The sequence below is a fragment of the Pseudomonas sp. WMBT8 genome (assembly GCF_050916005.1).
Classification (GTDB): Bacteria; Pseudomonadota; Gammaproteobacteria; order Pseudomonadales; family Pseudomonadaceae; genus Aquipseudomonas.
Genome location: NZ_CP188096.1, coordinates 774673 through 793427, shown reverse-complemented (window position 1 = coordinate 793427; position 18755 = coordinate 774673). Strand labels below are relative to the sequence as shown.

Below are 18755 nucleotides of genomic sequence, written 5' to 3'. Positions count from 1 at the left end.
CTCGGTCTAACTGAATGACCGCGCCGCCTGCATCGCGAGCAAGCCCGCTCCTACAGGGGATCGGCGCTTGACTGACGGGCATTAGGGCAAGCCCGGCTCCCACATGAACAGGGTCACAATAAGAATGCATTGCCAACAAAAAGCCCCGGTACTCAATGAGTGCCGGGGCTTTTTGTTGGGTTTCAATCAGAGCGTCGAGCGCACCCGCCACAGCTCGGGGAACAGCACCGTGTCGAGCATCTTGCGCAAGTACCCCACGCCCTCAGTGCCACCGGTGCCTGGCTGGAAGCCGATGATCCGCTCCACCGTGGTCACATGGCGGAAACGCCATTGGCGGAACGAGTCTTCCAGGTCGATAAACTTCTCGGCCAACTGATACAAGTCCCAGTAACGGTTCGGATCGCGATACACCTCGCGCCATGCCGCCTCCACGGATTCGTCGTGAACCGTGGGCGCCGTCGGGTCGCGTTGCGCACGCTGCGGGTCAATCGCCAGGCCCGCCTTGATCATCAGGTTGATCGCCTCGTCATACAGCGACGGCGTGGCAATCGCCACTTGCAGCTCCTTGAGCAACTCCGGGCGATGGGCGTGGGGCCGCAACAGCGCCGCGCTTTTATTGCCAAGGATGAACTCGATTTCCCGGTACTGGAACGACTGGAAACCCGACGACTGCCCCAGGTACGGGCGGATCGCCTTGTACTCCGATGGCGTCATGGTCGCCAGCACGGCCCAGGCATGCACCAGTTGGTCGAAAATCCGCGACACCCGCGCCAGCATCTTGAACGCCGGCGCCAGCTCACCCAGGCGCACGTGCTCACGGGCGGCCTTGAGTTCGTGGAGCATCAGCTTCATCCACAACTCGGAGGTCTGGTGCTGGATGATGAACAGCATCTCGTTGTGGTCCGGCGATAGCGGGTGCTGGGCCGTGAGCACTTTGCCCAGGTCCAGGTAATCGCCGTAGCTCATGGACTCGGAAAAATTCAGCTCGGCGTTATGCCACTCTTCAGGCGGCTGGTAATCAGGGGAAAAAGGACACTGGCTCATCGCGTGGGCTCCTTGAGCGGGCGCAGGATTGCTCGTACCGGGCTGGCATCGAGGTTGGCAAAACGCAGCGGCAGCGCGATCAACTCGTAATCGCCCTCCGGCACGTCGTCGAGCACGATACCTTCGAGAATCGCCATGCCATGCCGGGCGACGGCGTTGTGGGCATCCATGGTCTTGGACTGTTGCGGGTCCAGGGACGGCGTGTCGATGCCGATCAGGCGCACGCCGAGGCTGGCCAGCAGCTCGACGGTTTCGTGGGCGACGGCGGTGAAGTTCGAATCCCAGGTGGTCAGCGGCGCCTGTTGATAAGTGCGCAGCAGCACCCGTTCCGGCAGGTTATCCAGGCGACCTTGCAACTGCTCGGGCTGCACCAGCGCGCCGCTGCCCAGGCAATACACGACCCGGCACGGGCCCAGGTAAACATCCAGCGACACTTCGCCGATGGGCGCACCGTCGGCGCTGTAGTGCAGCGGCGCATCGACATGGGCGCCGGTGTGGGGCGACAGGGTGATGCGCCCGACGTTCACCGGGCATTCGGGGCCGAACTGCCAGACGCGTTCTTCCTGGAAGGGCGTATCGCCCGGCCAGGTCGGGGTGGCGGTGCTCAAGGGCGGGCTGATATCCCACCACGTTTTTATTGGATTCATACGAGGCTCTCGGTTGTTTCTAAAGTGAATGATACGAGGGCCAGCGGTAAATATTCTTGCGAATTCCGGCGCAAAGGCTGATTTCTTTCGTACTTACTGCGAAGAAATGTCTGATTATTGAATGGATCCATCAGCCACCCCAGATCAAATGTGGGAGCGGGCTTGTGTGGGAGCGGGCTTGCTCGCGAAGGCGGTGTGTCAGTCACCAGACGCAGTGGCTGACCTACCGCCTTCGCGAGCAAGCCCGCTCCCACAGGGGGGGTTGTGTAGTTTTTCAGATTGTGTGAGCTGCGCTTCTGGGCATCCCAGTGTCGAGTTCAGACCACTGGCATCCGGCCCGGGGCTATAGGGTTGGGCTTCACTTCCCTGCCTTGGAGCCATCATGTCCCAGCCGATCACCGTACTGCGCGATACCCATCCCCTGCCGGTCCTGGATGCCTGCAAATGGCAGAAACTCGAGGGCGACCCGCACACCGTCAACCTCAACGCCTACACCAGCGAAGACGGCAGCAAGATCATGGGCACCTGGATCTGCACCCCGGGCAAGTGGTACGTGGAATACGTGAAGTGGGAATACTGCCATTTCCAGGAAGGCTACTGCGTGATCACCCCGGACGGCCTGGAGCCGATCCATTTGCGCGCGGGGGATATCTTTGTGGTGGAGCCCGGCATGAAGGGCACGTGGGAAGTGGTCGAGACGGTGCGTAAGTACTTCGTGTTTGCCTGAGCACGAAAAACCCGGGAGCCCACCCGACGCGGGCTCCCGGAAAATCCCCTATTGGGGCTTGCGATAGCTGTTGATGATCGCCGAGAAGTCCTTGCCCCCTTCCCCACGCTGGCTCATCGCTTGATACAACTGCTGCGCGACCGCCCCCAGGATCACTGGCTGGTGCGCCTGGCGTGCTGCTTCGGTCGCCAGGCCCAGGTCCTTGAGCATCAGATCAGCGCCAAATCCACCGGTATAGCCCCGGGACGACGGCGCGGTCTCGATCACGCCCGGCCATGGGTTGTAGGTGTCCGAACTCCAGCAACGCCCGGTGGAGCTGTTGATGATGCCGGCCAGCACCTGGGTGTCGATGCCCAGCGCCTCGCCCAGGGCCATGGCCTCGCTGACGCCGACCATGCTGATCCCCAGCAGCAGGTTGTTGCAGATCTTGGCGATCTGCCCGGTGCCGACTTCACCGCAATGCACGATGTTGCGGCCCATCTGCGCCAGCACCGGTTGCAGGGTGGCGAACAGTTCCGGGGTGGCGCCGACCATAAACGTCAGCGTCCCGGCCTGCGCCCCGCCCGTGCCGCCAGAGACCGGCGCATCAGCCATCGCCACACCGTGCTTGGCTGCCGCAGCCGCCACGTCACGCGCGGTCTGCGGGTCGATGGTGCTGCAATCTACCGCGGGCACGCCTTTGCCGATGCCGGCGAGCACGCCGTCTTCATTCAGCCAGACGCTGCGCACATGGGCGGCAGCGGGCAGCATGGTCAACACCAGTTCGGCGCCTTCTGCTGCCGCGCGCGGTGAGGCGCTGATGCTGCCGCCCAATTCGGCCAGTTCCTTGAGCACGGTCTGGTTCAGGTCGAACAAGTTCAGCGCGTGGCCAGCCTTGATCAGGTTGCGGGCCATGGGGGCGCCCATGTTGCCCAGGCCGATAAATGCAATCTTCATGGTCGTCTCCTTGATCAACGCAGGTTGATGGTGGTGTTGACGCCATCATTGACGCTGTCGTCGTCGAACCAGCGGCTGGTGACGGTTTTGGTCTGGGTGTAGAACTGCACCACTTGCTTGCCGTACGGGCCCAGGTCGCCGAGTTTCGAGCCACGGGAACCGGTGAAGCTGAAGATCGGCACTGGCACTGGGATCGGGATGTTGATGCCCACCTGGCCGACGTCGATTTCGCTCTGGAACTTGCGCGCCGCCGCACCGCTCTGGGTGAACAGGCCGGTGCCGTTGCCGAACGGGTTGGCGTTGACCAGGGCGATGGCTTCGTCGAGGGTATCGACTTCCAGCACCACCAGCACCGGGCCGAAGATTTCCTGGGTGTAGATCTGCATGTCGGTGGTCACGCCCGAGAACAGGGTCGGGCCGACGAAGTTGCCTTGCTCGAAGCCCGGCACCTGGATGTCGCGGCCGTCCAGCTCCAGCTTGGCGCCTTCTTTCACGCCGCTTGCGATCAGGTCGAGAATGCGTGCCTTGGCGCGCTTGGAAATCACCGGGCCCACGTCGGTCCCGGCTTCGCTGCCGGCGTTGACTTTAAGCTTCAGCGCCAGGGCCTTGAGGTCCGGCAGCCACTGCTTGGCCGCGCCCACCAGCACCACCACCGAGGTGGCCATGCAGCGCTGGCCAGCCGCGCCGAAACCGGCGCCAACCAGCGCGTTGAGGGTCTGTTCGCGGTTGGCATCGGGCAGCACCACCGCATGGTTCTTCGCGCCCATCATCGACTGCACGCGCTTGCCGTGCTTGCCCGCCAGGTCGTAGACGTGGGTGCCAACGGCGGTCGAGCCAACGAAGGACACGGCCTTGATATCTTTGTGGGTGCACAGGGCATCCACCACATCCTTGCCTCCGTGGACCACGTTCAGCACGCCCGCTGGCACGCCAGCCTCCAGCGCCAGCTCCACCAGCATCAGGGTCGACAGCGGATCCTGTTCCGACGGTTTGAGCACGAAGGTGTTACCGCAGGCGATGGCCATCGGGAACATCCACAGCGGGATCATCGCCGGGAAGTTGAACGGGGTGATGCCGGCGCAGACGCCGATGGGTTGGCGCAGGGTGTAGGTATCGACGCCACCGGCAACGTTCTCGGCGAACTCGCCCATTTGCAGGGTGCCGATGGAACAGGCGTGCTCGACCACTTCCAGGCCACGGAAAATATCGCCCTCGGCATCGGCAATGGTCTTGCCTTGCTCGGCACTGAGGACAACGGCAATGCGCTTGGAGTGTTCACGGATCAGCGCCTGCAGCTTGAGCATGATGCGCATGCGCGCGCCGATCGGCGTCAGCTTCCAGGTCTGAAAGGCGCGATGGGCAGCGTCGATGGCCGCGTTGACTTCATCGGCCGTGGCGAAGGGCACACGGGCCAGGACTTGTTGGGTCGCCGGGTTGACGATGTCTTGCCACTCGGTGGTCTTGGACTCGACCCATTCACCGTTGATCAACAGTTTGGCCTGTTTGACGGTGGTATCGGCAGACGTAAGCGATGCGTTCATTGTGGTCTCCAGATCTTGTAGTTATGCAGAGAGCCAAGGCGTGAAGCGCCTTGAGGATGAGGCGTTCGGACGATTTTTGGAGTATAGATGTGCAAACTTCCAATAAGAACCCACATAAAAGCCGGTCCAACATGCAAAAAAACATCACCTCCTTAGGGTCGTTGAACTGGGATGACCTGAAGTTTTTCCTCGAAGTGGCGCGCACCCGCAAGGCCAGCGTCGCCGCCAAGCGCCTGGCGGTGGACTACACCACCGTGTCGCGGCGCATCAGTTCGCTGGAAGGCTCTTTGGGCACCCTGCTGTTCGAGAAATCCCGGACCAGCGGCTTCGTCCTGACCAACGAAGGCCAGCGTTTACTGGGTTACGCCGAGTCCATCGAAAGCACCTTGCACATGGCCTGCGAGCAAGTCTCCGGCTCCGGCGTGGCGCTGTCGGGGCATGTGCGCATGGGTTGCACCGAAGGTTTCGGCAGCTTTTTCGTCACCCCGCAACTGAGCCACTTCGTCGATACCTACCCGGCGATCTCGGTGGATATCTTGCCCCTGCCCCACTTCATCAGCCTGTCCAAGCGCGAAGCCGACATCGTCATCGCCCTGGAGCGCCCGGAGCACGGGCCCTACGTGTGCTGCAAACTGTGCGACTACAAGTTGCAGCTGTACGCGACCCAGGACTACCTCGACCAACACCCACCCATCCGCCGCCCCGCCGACCTGGCCGACCATCCGTTTATCAGCTATGTGGATGACCTGGCGTTCAGCTCAGAGCTGCTGTACCTGGCCAATGTCGTCCCGGGCGCCAGCGCCAGCCTGCGCAGCACCAGCGTGATCGCGCAGTACGTAGCGGCGCAGCAGGGGCGTTCGCTGGCGATCTTGCCGTGCTTCCTGGCGGCGCAGGACTCGCGGCTGCTGCCGGTGTTGGGGGAGGAGATCAATATTACGCGGCAGTTCTGGATGTACTGCCGGGAGGATTTGCGCAAGTTGAAACGGATTACGTTGTTGTGGGATTACATCCGTGAGGTGACGGAGCAGAACCAGGGGCTTTTGATGGGCGAGACGCGAGAGATGGTGTTTGCCGACTGAACCGCTATCGCGGGCAAGCCCGCTCCCACAGGTGAGTAGCGGCGGGCGCAGAATTTTGGGGCGACACAAAAACTGTAGGAGCTGGCTTGCCAGCGATAGCGCTGGGTCAATCGATACATACCCGGCTGAACCACCGCCTTCGCGAGCAAGCCCGCTCCCACAGGTGAGTAGCGGCGGGCGCAGAATTTTGGGACGACACAAAAACTGTAGGAGCTGGCTTGCCAGCGATAGCGGTGGGTCAGTCAATACATACCCGGCTGAACCACCGCCTTCGCGAGCAAGCCCGCTCCCACAGGTGAGTAGCGGCGGGCGCAGAATTTTGGGGCGACACAAAAAACTGTAGGAGCTGGCTTGCCAGCGATAGCGGTGGGTCAATCGCTACATACCCGGCTGAACCACCGCCTTCGCGAGCAAGCCCGCTCCCACAGGTGAGTAGCGTCGGGCGCAGAATTTTGGGGCGCCACAAAAAACTGTAGGAGCTGGCTTGCCAGCGATAGCGCTGGGTCAGTCAATACATACCCGGCTGAACCATCGCCTTCGCGAGCAAGCCCGCTCCCACAGGTGAGTAGCGTCGGGCGCAGTTTTGGGGCGACACAAAAAACTGTAGGAGCTGGCTTGCCAGCGATAGCGCTGGGTCAGTCAATACATACCCGACTGAACCACCACCTTCGCGAGCAAGCCCGCTCCCTCAGGTGAGTAGCGGCGGGCGCAGAATTTTGGGGCGACACAAAAAACTGTAGGAGCTGGCTTGCCAGCGATAGCGCTGGGTCAGTCAATACATACCCGGCTGAACCACCGCCTTCGCGGGCAAGCCCGCTCCCACAGGTGAGTAGCGTCGGGCGCAGTTTTGGGGCGACACAAAAACTGTAGGAGCTGGCTTGCCAGCGATAGCGCTGGGTCAGTCAATACATACCCGGCTGAACCGCCGCCTTCGCGGGCAAGCCCGCTCCCACAGTTTGGTTGCACAGTTAGGCCGAGCTGTCGGCTTAGTCGGCGATCACTACAATCGATACCCGGCGGTTCTCGGTACGGCCCGCGGCAGTGCTGTTGGAGGCCACCGGCTCGCTGCTGCCCAGGCCACGCAGTTGCACGTTTTCCTCCTTCATACCCACGTCCACCAAGACCTTGCCCACGCTTTTCGCCCGGCGCAGGGACAGTTGCTGGTTGTAGGCTTCCTTGCCCGAAGCGTCGGTGTGGCCGTCTACGCGTACGCGTTCGATGCCCACGCCGGTGAGGGCCTTGCCGATGCGTTCGACGATCTCGGTGCTGGGTTTGTTGAGCTTTTCGACGTCGCTGCCAAACAGCACTTTGCCCGACAGGCCAAACGCCCAGCCTTCGTCGGTCAGTTCGAAGCCTTGTTGTTTGAGCACCGCCACTTGCGCCGGTGTTAGGCCCTTGGGCGGAGCGGTCTGGCAGCCGCTCAGCGCCAGCAGTGCGATAAACAAGGTGATAAAGAGAACACGTGTGTTAGCAAACAAGGGATCAACTCCTGTGTTGAACGTTGGCAGCGGGGTGCTCCGACTCCGCCGTGTGCTGGCCGCCCTGGGAAAGGCGTTTGGCCTGGTACATCGCCGCATCGGCGGCATTGAGCAGGGCGCCGGGAGTGGCGCCATGATCGGGATAAACCGCGATACCGATACTGAGTGAGGTCAACACTTCGGTGTTGCCCGGCAGCGGGATGGGCTGGTCCATGCTGGCGATGATTTTGTCGGCGATGCGCTGGGCATCTTCAAGCTTGTGCAGGGGCGAGAGCAGGATGGCGAACTCATCGCCGCCCAGGCGCGCCACCAGGTCGCTCTCGCGCAGTTGCGCCCGTACGCGCGCGGCGACGGCCACCAGTACCGCGTCACCGGCGGCATGCCCGAAGTTGTCGTTGATGTCTTTGAAGCGGTCACTGTCGAGGAACAGCACCGCCACCCGTTCGTTGAGCTTGGCCGCACTGCGCAAGGCCCGGATCAGGCGGCCCTCGAAGAAGGCGCGGTTGGGCAGCCCGGTCAGGCTGTCATGGCTGGCCTGGTGGGCGAGGGTTTCGTTTTCGCTTTGCAGGTGGGTTTGCCAGGCTTCGAGCTCGTCGAGCAGGGCATTGAAGTCATTGCCCAGGCTGTCGAGTTCGGCGATCTGTGCCGGCGGCACGCGGCGGTCGAAGGCCCGCTCGCTGCGCGCGGCGTGGGCGACGTCGGCCAGGCTGTGCAATGGGCCGGTGATGCCACGCAGCATGCGCCGCGCCAGGTAAATCGCGACCCAGCCACTCAAGGCGGTGCAGATAATGATCCCCGCCAGGCCGCTGAGCAAAAAGCGCAACAGGCTACCGCCGTGACCGCTCAACTCAACGGTGCCAATCTGCTTGCCTTGGTGCAGGATCGGCTGGCTGATGGCCTCTTCCAGCAACGTATGGGCCAGCTCCAACTCGACCCTGGACAACATCCCGGTCTCCGGGCGCACCCAATGGGCCAGCGTTTTGCCATTAAGGTCCAGCACCCGGGCTTCGGCCACCTCTTCCGTGGAGGCAATCAACGCCAGGGCTTCGGTGGCCGCCACGCGGTCGTTGAACACCACCGCGGCTTCCACCGTGTAATTGATCGAGCGGGCGATCAGGTGCAGGTTGTGGTCGGCATATACCCGCAGGGCCAGCACGCCCAGCAGGGTCAGGGACACGCTAGCCATGGCGACCGCCAACAGCGCCACACTCAGGTGCCCGCGACCTAAGACCGAACGTAAAGTGGGGCGGCTTGTGGCGTTACGCAGCCTCATGGCTCCGGCGCTCGCCGGCGGGACAATTGCAACACGCTGGGATGAATGCGCACGCCGCTGCGGGCCACGGAGTCGAGGTTGACCTCGAACGACACCTGCTCATCGCCCACCCGCAGGCAGAACAGGCTGCCCACGGTGCATTGGTCGCCACCTTCGCTGATGCTCAGCACCGGGCGGCCGATCAAGGCGGTGAACAAGTGGCTGCGTTCTTCAGTGGAGAGCTTGCCGATATACAGCGCGTCGCAGGCGTTGACGATATTGGGGTTGTCCGCCAGCAGGCGCTGGACTACCACCGGCCGGCCTGTGGCCTGGGTTGTGCCCTTGACCAGGTCATCGGTGTATTGGGTCGGGCCCACGATGCACAAGCGCAGTTGGGTGGGTTCCACCGGCCAGCGGGCGTAGCTGAGAATCCCCAGTACCACCTGGGTGACGGCCTGGGCCCGCTGGTCGGCCGCACTGACAGTGGACGCCTGGGCAAAAGCCAGAGGCGTGACGAGGCACAGAACGGCCGATAGCAGCAATCGTCTCCAGCTCCAACTACGCTCTGCGGGCGAGACAGCCACGTTCATGCAGCGATTCTCTATGATCTTCTCGGGATGATGCCGCAACGATAGCATATTGGCGGAAACCCCATCGAGACGGGGCCTAGGTAGATCCCGCCATTTATTACGAAAAAACCGACATATCAGTCAGGTTTTTCCTACGCATCACACACCCAGCTCCAACATCAGCCCGCTCAACCGTTTCACTTTGCGCCGCACCGCTTCCTCGAATACTGCGCCACGGGTCTCGATCAAGCTGAAGCGGTCCTTGGCACGGGTGATGCCGGTGTAAATCAGCTCCTTGGTCAGTACCGGGTTCAGCGCATCCGGCAGGATCAAGGCAGTGTGGGCGAACTCCGAGCCCTGGGACTTGTGCACGGTCATGGCATAGACGGTTTCCACATCATTGAGGCGGCTGGGCAGTACAAAGCGCACCCCGCCCTGGCCGTCGTTGCGCGGGAAGGCCACACGCAGCACCTGCGGCCCGCCGTCGCTTTCGGGCAGCTTCAAGGCGATACCGATGTCACCGTTCATCAAGCCCAGGCCGTAGTCGTTGCGGGTCATCAGGACCGGGCGGCCTTCGTACCATTGCTGGTCGCTGTCGATCAGCCGGGCCTTGAGCAGCGCGGCGGTGATGCGTTGGTTGAGGCCTTCGACGCCCCAGGGGCCCTTGCGCACCGCGCAGAGCAATTGGAAGGCATCGAAGGCTTGCAACAACTGGCGTGCCCAGTCGGTCCAGCGCGGGTCGTCGCGGGGTGTCTGGGCTGCCGGGCGCGTGGTGCGCAGCAGGTTCAGGTAGTAGCGATAGCCCTGGGCATCACCGCCCTGCCCATCCAGCACCAGGCGCTCCAGGGCGCGATCATGCTCGCCCTTGAGGCGCAGGCAAGACAGGTCGTGGCTACCGGCATCCAGCAGTAGCCGGGCCTGTTCGGGGTTTTGCTGGTTGACCCAACGCGCCAGTTGACCGATGCCACTGCCTTCGCCGAAACGCCGGGAATAGCGCAGCATCACCACTTGTTGCGCCAGCGGATGGCTGGCATCGAGGTCTTCCTGCAAGCCGCTGCCCGCCAGGCTCTCGCCGCTGACACTTTCCAGCCATTGGCGAGTGCCGGGGCTGTACCAGCCCGCTTCGGCATCGCGGCACAAATCGCCGAGTACCGCGCCGGCCTCCACCGAGGCCAATTGGTCCTTGTCCCCCAGCAGTACCAGGCGCGCATGGGGCGGCAGGGCATCTAGCAGGTTGGCCATCATTTCCAGGTCGATCATCGAGGCTTCATCGACCACCAGCACATCCAGCGGCAACAAGTTGCCCGCGTGATGGCGAAAATGCCGAGTGCCGGGGCGGCTGCCCAACAAGCGGTGCACGGTGGTGACCTCGGTGGGGATTTTTTCGCGCACGGCCTCTGGCACTTGCAGCGAGCGTACTTGCTGGCTGATGGACTCGGTCAAGCGCGCCGCCGCCTTGCCGGTAGGTGCCGCCAGGCGGATGCGCAGGGCCGTGCCCTGCTCCACCGCGGGCGCTTGCAGCAAGGCCAACAAACGCACCACGGTGGTGGTCTTGCCGGTGCCGGGGCCGCCGGTGACGATGCTGAACGCGCCACGCGTGGCCAGGGCACAGGCGAGTTTCTGCCAGTCGACCACGCCATCCGGTGGCGGCTGCTGGAACAGGCCATTCAAGCGCTGGGGCAGGTCCGCCGAGACCGCTTCCTGCGCGGCAAGACGCTGGCGCAGGGCGCTGTCGATGCGCCGCTCATAGGTCCAGTAACGCCGCAGGTACAGGCGCTTGCCCGACAACACCAAAGGCCGGCTCTGCGCCGCCACACTGCCATCCACGGCCAGCGCCACCAGCGGGCTTGCGGCCAGGGCCTGGCACCAATGGCCACCGTCCAGGCCATCGAGCAGTTGCGAGGGCAGCATCACGCCACTGGAAAGATCACCTTCAGGGGGCAACGACAGGGCGAAATCCGGAGCATTCAGGGTCTCGAACAAATCCAGGCACACATGGCCGTGGCCCAGTTGGTGACTGGTCAGGGCGGCGGCCAGCAGCACCAGGGGGTCGGCCTGTGGGTCGAGCTCGTGGAGAAAGCCGACGAACGCCTTGTCCAGCGCCCGCAGCCAGCCGCGCTCGACCCAGCGCTCCAGCAGGTGCATCAGGTCGTCAGCGCAATCCAGCGGTGCCAGTGCCTCCAGCGGCATTGTCGAGAGGCTCATAGCAGGACTCCTTGTTCCCAGGCCGGTTCGACCTTGGGCGGTTGCGGCTTGCCCTGGAACAGCAAGTCCAGGCGTTCGATCAGCTCCCGTGGCGGCCGGGTGAAGTACGCGCCCTGGCTCACGGCTTGGCTACCGCGCAGGAACAGGTAGAGCGCGCCGCCCACATGCCGGTCGTACTCGTAATCGGGCAGCCGCGCCTTGAGCTGGCGATGCAGGGCCAGCAGGTAGAGGACGTATTGCAGGTCATAACGATGGTCGAGAATCGACTGTTCCATGGCCTCGCGGGTGTAGGCCGCGTCGTCGGCACCGAGCCAGTTGGATTTGTAGTCCGCCACGTAGTAGCGGCCGTCGTGCTCGAAGGTCAGGTCGATAAAGCCCTTGAACATGCCGTTGAGCAATACCGGCTCGGCGGCGACCCGCGACACGCCGTCATGGGTGTACTGGCAGACCAGTTGGTCGAGGGCAAGCACATCGACTTTGTGGCTGGCGAACCAGAACTCCATTTCGATCTGGTAGTGCTGCAGGTCGCTAAGGCTCATCGCTACCTGCCCATGGCCCAGGCCCAGCGGCACTTGCAACAGGTGCCCGAGCCAGCCGCTGAGGGTGCCGATCCAGCCCTCCCAACCGCGTCGGTTGCAGCGCCGGGCGACGGCATCTTCGATGGCTTCGCCCGTTACGTCGAAGCCTTCGTTGCCGGCCCACTCCAACAGGCCGTGGAGAAAGGTCCCGGGGTTGGGGCCCCGTGGGAAACGGTGAATATCCCCGCCAGACGCGGCGACTTCGCGCGGTGCATCCGGGTCCAGGCGTTCGTCGTCGAACAGCTTTTGGGCTTGTGGGCTTTCCGGGGCTTCCAGGCTGGCGGCGCTCATGCTTTCGCCGATGCGCAGGGCGCTGTAGGAAGCAATCCACCAGTTTTCCGCCGCCTTGCGCTTGGGCAGGAGCGGCGCGAGCAAGGTCGCGTCATTGCGCGGTGGCTGGTAAGTGTTGCTGTCGGCTTGGGGCATTTGCCCGTAGGCAATTGCCGCGCAGCCGTCCTGCACATCCATCAGCCAGCGGGCCAGGGCTGCGGACTCACCCAGGGGCGCGCCGCCGCCCAGCAGATAGCCCAGGGCCGAGAGGTGCAGCACCGAACTGTTGTTATTGCCGCGCTTGAGGTCGGCCACGCCGAGCCAACAGGCATGTTTGGCCCGGGTCAGCGCCACGTAGAACAGACGCAGGTCTTCGGCCAGGCGCTCGTCATCGGCCTGGGCGATCAGTTCGGCGGTGGGTTTGAGGCTGACCTGGGATTTACCGTTGGCATCGTGGTAATGCAGCGGCAGGCGGCTGCCGTCGACCGGCTTGGCCGAGCAGATAAACGGCAGGAAAACCAAGTCGTATTCCAGGCCCTTGGACTTGTGGATGGTCACCACCTTGACCAGTTGCTCATCGCTTTCCAGGCGCAGGATCTGCTCTTCGCCGGCCTGGCCCGAGAGCGCCAGGTGCTCTGCAAGATGGCGGATCAGCGCTTGTTCGCCGTCCAGTTCTGCAGCGGCCTGTTGCAGCAATTCGCACAGGTGCAGCAGGTTGGTCAGCACCCGTTCGCCATCGCTGCGGGCGATCAGGGTTTGCGGCAATTTGAAGTCATGCAGCAGGCGCCGCAGCATCGGCAACACGCCCTGGGTGCGCCAGATCACACGGTAGTCGCGAAACTGCATGACGCGCTGCTCCCAGGCCAGTTCGTCCTGGTTCAGTTGCTCCAGCTGGGGCAGCGACAAGTTAAGGGTGACGCAGGCCAGGGCCGCGCGTAGCGGGCGCTCGACATCCGGTTCGGCACAGGCCTTGAGCCAGGCGAGCAGGTCGTGGGCTTCCTGGGAGGCGAACACCGAATCCTTATCGGACAGGTACACACTGCGCACACCGCGCGCGGCCAGTTCGCCGCGTACGGCCTGGGCTTCCTTGCCGTCACGCACAAGGATGGCGATGTTCGACGGTTGCACGGGGGTAAAGTCCGTCCCCTTGATAAACCCCGCCGTGCCCTGCTGGCCACCATTGAGCAACGCGACAATCTGGCTGGCGCACGCGCCGGCCAGTTGCTGGCGATACAGCACATTGGAGATCGGCTGGTCAGTGGCCAGGTGCCAGATATTCAAGGCCGGCAGTGTATGGCCATCGACCTGCAACTGCTCTTTGCGGCCCTGGGACGAGACCGGTAGGAAAGGCACCGGGTTGTCGCCGTCGGGCGTACGAAACAGAAACGCCCCACGCCCGGTTTCCGCACGCTCGAACACATGGTTGACCGCCTCGACCATGGCATGGCTGGAGCGAAAGTTGGTGCCCAGGGTATGCAAGCGCCCGGCGGTGGCCTGGCGGGCGCGCAAGTAGGTGTAGATATCGGCGCCGCGAAACGCGTAGATCGCCTGCTTGGGGTCGCCGATCAGGAACAGGCCGCTGTGCGGGTTGTTGTCTTCGATGCGGTAGATGCTTTCGAAGATCCGGTACTGCACCGGGTCGGTGTCCTGGAATTCGTCGATCAGGGCCACCGGGAATTGCTCGCGGATCACACTGGCCAGGCGCTCGCCCCCCTCGGCTTGCAGGGCGGCGTCCAGGCGGATGAGCATGTCGTCAAAACCCATCTCGGCGCGCCGGCGCTTCTCTTCCTCAAAACGTTTACCGACCCAGGCGGCCGCGTGTTGCAGCACCGCCGCGTCGGGCGTGGGCAAGGCGTCGAGGCTGGCTTTGAGGCCCGCCATGGCATCCAGGCCGGGGTGATGGGGTGCATCGCCCTTCCAGGCTTCGGCCATGCCATCGGGGGTCAGGCGCGTGAAACCGGTGCCGATATCCAGTTGCTCCAGGGTTTCGTCGGCAGCCCAGGCGCTGATTTTCTCGAACCAGGGCTCGAAATAACGGGCCTGCATCTTGCGCCCGTCCACCGCCTTGGCGGCGACGGCTTGCAGGCAGATTTCGCGCAACTCGGCGGCCCATTCCTGCCAAGGAGCCTTGAGCGCCACCAGGGCTTCGCGGCGTTCGTGCAGGCAGGTCTCGATCAGTTCGGCGGGCTCGCGCGGATCGTCAGCGGGGCGCTCGCTGCCAAACAGCGCACGCACTCGGGGCATCAGCGCCGCAGGGCCGCCCCAGTTGCTGCGGACCCAGTTCAGCGCATCGCCGTGCATCGGGTAGCAGAACAGGCGCCAGTAGTCGCGCAACACTTCGCCGAGCAAATCGCTGTGGTCGGTTTCCAGGGTCTGGGTAAACAGGCTGCCACTGTCGAACGCGTGTTCGCGCAGCATGCGCTGGCACCAACTGTGGATGGTCGAGACGGCGGCCTCGTCCATCCATTGCGCGGCGATATCCAGGCGGTTGGCGCAGCCAGGCCATTGCTCGGCGCTGTACTGAGCGCGCAGCTCGGCGATCAAGGCGTCGGGCTGCTCGATTTCGTCACGAAAAAAGCGCGCCGCTTGGGCCAGGCGGGTGCGGATGCGTTCGCGCAGCTCTTTGGTGGCAGCATCGGTGAAGGTCACTACGAGGATCTGCGGCGGCAGCAATTCGCGACCAAAACCCGCCTCGTCGCCGCCGTGGCCCAGTACCAGGCGCAGGTACAGCGCGGAGATGGTGAAGGTCTTGCCGGTGCCGGCGCTGGCTTCGATCAGTTGGCTGCCACGCAGGGGGAAGGCCAGGGCCAGGGGTTTGATGGCACTCATGGACGGGCCTCCTCGCTGGTCAGTGATCGCCAGGGTGCGGTTATCAAGGGGCGATACAGGGTTTCAGCCCAGCCTTCGAAATCTTCGCTGGCGACCAGGGCCGCGTAGTCGGGGAACTGCCGGGTGAGGGCCGGGCTTTCACGGCGCTCGCCGTCGCTGGTGATGCCATCGCCTTCGTAGGCTTTAAGGGCGGCGGCCTGGGCTTTATCCGGATCAGTCTGGCCGAGCCAGGCAAACGCCGTCTTGACCGCGACCGGCAGCGGCTCACTCATGCCGGCCTGCCAGGCCAATAGCAGATTACCGAGCACATCCTGGGCAAGGTTTTGCTCCAGGGGTGCCAGCAAGAGTGTGTCATCACTCGCCACCAACCCTGTGCTCAACGGCAAGCCGCAGGCACAGGCCACCAGGTGATTGACCCATGGGCGGATCAGGCGATGCCACTTGCGGGTCTTGATCGAGCCGATGCTGTTGGGGATGGTGGTCACGCTGAGCAAGCCGCCATCACTGCGCCGGTGCAAACCGCTGATCCAGCCGTCGAGCGCAATCCCCTGGTGCGCGAAGCTGACGGGCTCTGCGGTGTTGTGTGGCGTGGGCCAGAGGGTCAGGAGTTGCTGGTAGCGTTGCAGCAAGTCGGGCAAGGGTTCAATCAGCTCGTTGCGCAGGCACTCGCCGAAACCGACCATGGGCAACAGGCCACTACCTTGAAGACGTTGTGCCTGTGCCTCCAGGGCTTGCTCCAGATGATCCGGGTCGGTCAGCGCGGCGGCGAGCAGGCTGTCGCTCAAGGTGTAGCGCTGCAGGGCGTCGAGGACGAAGGGTTCTTCATCGGCCAGGGGCACTTCGGCAGCTTCGAAAAACACTTTCAGGCGCTGGCTGAAGAAATGCCTGACAGGGTTGCGCAAGAAGTCCTGCAACTGGCCCAGGCTCAAGGGCTCTTCCTGGATGTAGGCTGCCAGGCGCGCTGTTTCGCGGACTTCGTCCTGGGCTTCGTGCAGTAGCTGCCATTCGCGGGCGTAGCTGAACAGAGGGTCACCCTCGTGGAAGTAACGCGCACTGAAGGGTTGCAACGGATGCTCTTGGGTCATCGCCTCCAGCAGTGGTTGCTCCTGGGCGTGCTGCCAGCCGCTGGCGAGGTGATCGCGCAGTTGACCGATCAGCACGGACGCCGGGCGCTCGCTGTTATCGCGGATGCTGCGGCCGACCCAACTGATGTAGAGCTGGTCGCGTGCGGAAAGCAGGGCTTCGAGCAGCAGGTACCGGTCGTCTTCACGCCGGGAGCGGTCGCCGGGGCGGTAGTCGCTGCCCATCAGGTCGAAATCCAGCGGCGGTTGCGCACGCGGATAGTCGCCGTCGTTCATGCCCAGCAGGCACACCAGCTTGAAGGGGATGGCGCGCATCGGCATCAGGGTGCAGAAATTCACGGCGCCGGCGAGAAAGCGCTGGGACAGGCGACCCTGGTCGAGGCCGGCAAGCCAGGCCTCACGGACGACAGTCAGCGGTAATTCATCGCACAGGCCGACGGACTCGCAGGTTTCCAGCCAGTCTTCCCGCAGTTGCTCGAGTTGGCCCAGCAGATAGTCGTCGTGTTCATTGCTGGCCAGGAAGAAGCGTTGCATCAGGTCTTGCAGGCGTGCGCCCCAAGCGTGCGGGGTCGCGGGTTGCGACAGCGCTTGATGTGCAGCGTGCAATGCGTCAAGCAAGGCGACCAGTGGGCCGATCAGCGCCGCGTCGAGGCCGCCGATTTCGTCATAGGGCTCAATGCCATCGCAGGCAGCCCCACTGCCGACGGCGTAGCCCAGCAGCATACGGCGCAGGCCGAAACGCCAGCTGTTCTGCTCCAGCGCACTGGGCAAGCCCAGGCCGGCGCGTTGTTCGGCATCGAGCCCCCAGCGGATGCCCGCGCCTTCGATCCACCGGTGCAGGGTGGGCAGGTCGCGCTCCTGGATCGCGAAACGTTCGCGCAAGGCGGGGACGTCCAGCAAATCAAGGATTTCGCTGACCGGGAAACGGCTGTCCGGGAGTTTCAGCAGGTGCTCGACGGCGATCAACAGCGGGTCGCGGCCCCGTTGGCCCTGGTCCGTCAGGGTGAAGGGGATGAAGCGTGTGTCTTTCTTGTCCAACTGGCCGAACACCGCGCGTATATGCGGTGCATAGCTGTCAACGTCAGGGACCATGACGATAACGTCGCGGGGGCGCAACGTCGGGTCCGCGCTGAAGCGCTGGAGCAGTTGGTCGTGGAGGATTTCCACTTCGCGCTGGGCGCTGTGGGCGATGTGGAAGCGGATCGAAGTGTCATGCTGCAGATTAACGGCAGGCCAGCGCTCACGGGTTTCGGGGAGCGGGCGCAGTTCGAGGATATCGTCCTGTAACTGGTTGAGGATGGTGGTCGGTTCGCTGTCGCTGAACAGGTCGATGCGCCCGTCACGGAAGGCCGAACGGTAGCTGTTGGGGTCGTCGTAGCTGTCCAGCAGGTTGATGTAGTCGCGACCTTGCTTGCCCCAGGCGGCCAGCAAGGGGTGGGCATGCTGGTGCAAGGTTTGCGGGTCGATGGTGACGGGCATCCCGGTCTTGCGCGCCTGGCGTTTGTATTCGTTTCGCAGTAGGTCTTTGTCGGCAACGATGTCGGACCAATGGTGACGGCAAGGGTTGTGTACGCAGAGCAACACCTGGCTGAAACGGGCCAGGCCGGCCAATGCTTCAAGGGCCTGGGCTGGCAGGGAGGATATGCCAAACACGATGACTCGCGACGGCAGGCCTTGCGGGGCGGCATCTAGGTTGTTGATGCGTTCGATAAAACGCTGGTGGACCCCGGCACGGCTCTGCGCCATGCCTTGCTCGCCAACGTCCAGCAGCAACGCCCGCCATAACTCGGCCTGCCAGCAGTTGGCCGGGCTCAGGGGCTTGGCTTCGCCTCGGCCATTGCGCAGTTGGTGGCGACCAGCGGCCCAGTCTTCCAGCCAGTCCGCACGGTAGACCTGGTATTGGTCGAACAGGTCGGCCAGGCGTTCCGCCAGTTGGTAGCGTTTACGCAGGTCGGTGTCGTGGGTGAGGAAACGTTGCAGGGGCTCGAAGTGCGGCTGGTCGATCAGCTCGGGTAACAGGCGCATCAGGCGCCAGGTCAGTGGGGCTTTATCCAGCAGGGATTTGACCGGGATTTCGTCACGGCCCAAAACCATGCGATAGAGCTGCCACATAAAGCTGCCGGGCAGTTGCACGTCGATTGCAGCGGCGATGCCGCAACCACCCATGTCGTCTTCTTCCGGGTCTTCGGCAAGAGCCAGCTTGAGCCATTGCGCGATGCCGTTGCTTTGTACCAGGGCGATTTCGTTTTCCAGGGGAGCCAGCGGATAACGACGCATCCAACTGACAACCAGGCTGCGCAGTTCATCCAGGCGATTGCCGTGGACGACCATGAATCCAGCGCTGAGGGACGTTGCATCCGGCATAACGGCTTCCTTGGGAAAAGCAAAATCGAGGGTGGGACTTTAGCATTGAAGGGCGTTATGGACAGAGTTGGACGACGTGCCAAATCGCCTCAGCGCCTTTTCGACCGCCCAAAACAAAACCCCAACTGCTTTCGCAATTGGGGTTTTGGAATTT

At 63.4% G+C, this 18755-nt stretch carries 12 protein-coding genes; 2 read left to right on the top strand and 10 right to left on the bottom strand.

Translation table 11 applies throughout. From position 1 onward, the window contains the following. Positions 1-186: 186 nt before the first annotated feature. A complete protein-coding gene (kynA, locus tag ACO77H_RS03330; RefSeq protein ID WP_032862811.1) occupies positions 187-1044 on the bottom strand; it encodes a tryptophan 2,3-dioxygenase in 858 nt (285 codons plus the stop codon). Next, on the bottom strand, positions 1041-1691 hold the full coding sequence (gene kynB / locus ACO77H_RS03325; RefSeq protein WP_432755007.1) for an arylformamidase: 651 nt from the start codon (positions 1689-1691) through the stop codon (positions 1041-1043). Before kynB ends, kynA begins: the two co-directional genes overlap by 4 nt. Positions 1692-2073: 382 nt before the next feature. On the opposite strand from kynB, the gene ACO77H_RS03320 reads away from it, so the two are divergent. Beyond that, complete coding sequence (locus ACO77H_RS03320) at positions 2074-2418, top strand: cupin domain-containing protein (protein WP_076962673.1); 345 nt, start codon at positions 2074-2076, stop codon at positions 2416-2418. A gap of 48 nt (positions 2419-2466) precedes the next feature. Here ACO77H_RS03320 and mmsB read toward each other — a convergent pair whose 3' ends face one another. Together mmsB and ACO77H_RS03310 are read right to left on the bottom strand one after the other, a co-directional pair. Further along, positions 2467-3354, bottom strand: a complete 888-nt coding sequence (mmsB, locus tag ACO77H_RS03315) for a 3-hydroxyisobutyrate dehydrogenase (RefSeq protein ID WP_432755006.1) — start codon at positions 3352-3354, stop codon at positions 2467-2469. Positions 3355-3368: 14 nt separating this feature from the next. Continuing rightward, entirely contained in the window at positions 3369-4895 is a 1527-nt protein-coding gene (locus tag ACO77H_RS03310) for a CoA-acylating methylmalonate-semialdehyde dehydrogenase (protein WP_170043672.1), read from the bottom strand. A 131-nt stretch (positions 4896-5026) separates the two neighbouring features. Between ACO77H_RS03310 and ACO77H_RS03305 the strand changes: the two genes are divergently transcribed. Then, positions 5027-5974, top strand: a complete 948-nt coding sequence (locus ACO77H_RS03305; protein ID WP_170043673.1) for a LysR family transcriptional regulator — start codon at positions 5027-5029, stop codon at positions 5972-5974. A 986-nt stretch (positions 5975-6960) separates the two neighbouring features. On the opposite strand, the gene ACO77H_RS03300 is transcribed toward ACO77H_RS03305, so the two are convergent. From ACO77H_RS03300 to recC, 6 genes are all read right to left on the bottom strand, one after another. After that, positions 6961-7452 (bottom strand): OmpA family protein, encoded by a 492-nt coding sequence (locus ACO77H_RS03300; RefSeq protein ID WP_169955142.1) that lies wholly within the window; start codon positions 7450-7452, stop codon positions 6961-6963. A 4-nt stretch (positions 7453-7456) separates the two neighbouring features. Next, positions 7457-8725, bottom strand: coding sequence for a diguanylate cyclase domain-containing protein (locus tag ACO77H_RS03295; RefSeq protein ID WP_169955143.1), 1269 nt, complete (start codon positions 8723-8725; stop codon positions 7457-7459). Further along, complete coding sequence (locus ACO77H_RS03290) at positions 8722-9294, bottom strand: YfiR family protein (RefSeq protein ID WP_169955144.1); 573 nt, start codon at positions 9292-9294, stop codon at positions 8722-8724. Before ACO77H_RS03290 ends, ACO77H_RS03295 begins: the two co-directional genes overlap by 4 nt. Before the next feature lie 138 nt (positions 9295-9432). Then, positions 9433-11478 (bottom strand): exodeoxyribonuclease V subunit alpha, encoded by a 2046-nt coding sequence (gene recD / locus ACO77H_RS03285; protein WP_432755005.1) that lies wholly within the window; start codon positions 11476-11478, stop codon positions 9433-9435. Continuing rightward, positions 11475-15155, bottom strand: coding sequence for an exodeoxyribonuclease V subunit beta (gene recB, locus ACO77H_RS03280; RefSeq protein ID WP_432755004.1), 3681 nt, complete (start codon positions 15153-15155; stop codon positions 11475-11477). The genes recD and recB overlap by 4 nt, the downstream gene beginning before the upstream one ends. After that, the gene (gene recC, locus ACO77H_RS03275) at positions 15152-18601 is read right to left on the bottom strand and encodes an exodeoxyribonuclease V subunit gamma (RefSeq protein WP_432755003.1); all 3450 of its coding nucleotides are present in this window, start codon (positions 18599-18601) and stop codon (positions 15152-15154) included. Before recC ends, recB begins: the two co-directional genes overlap by 4 nt. Between the last annotated feature and the right edge of the window lie 154 nt (positions 18602-18755).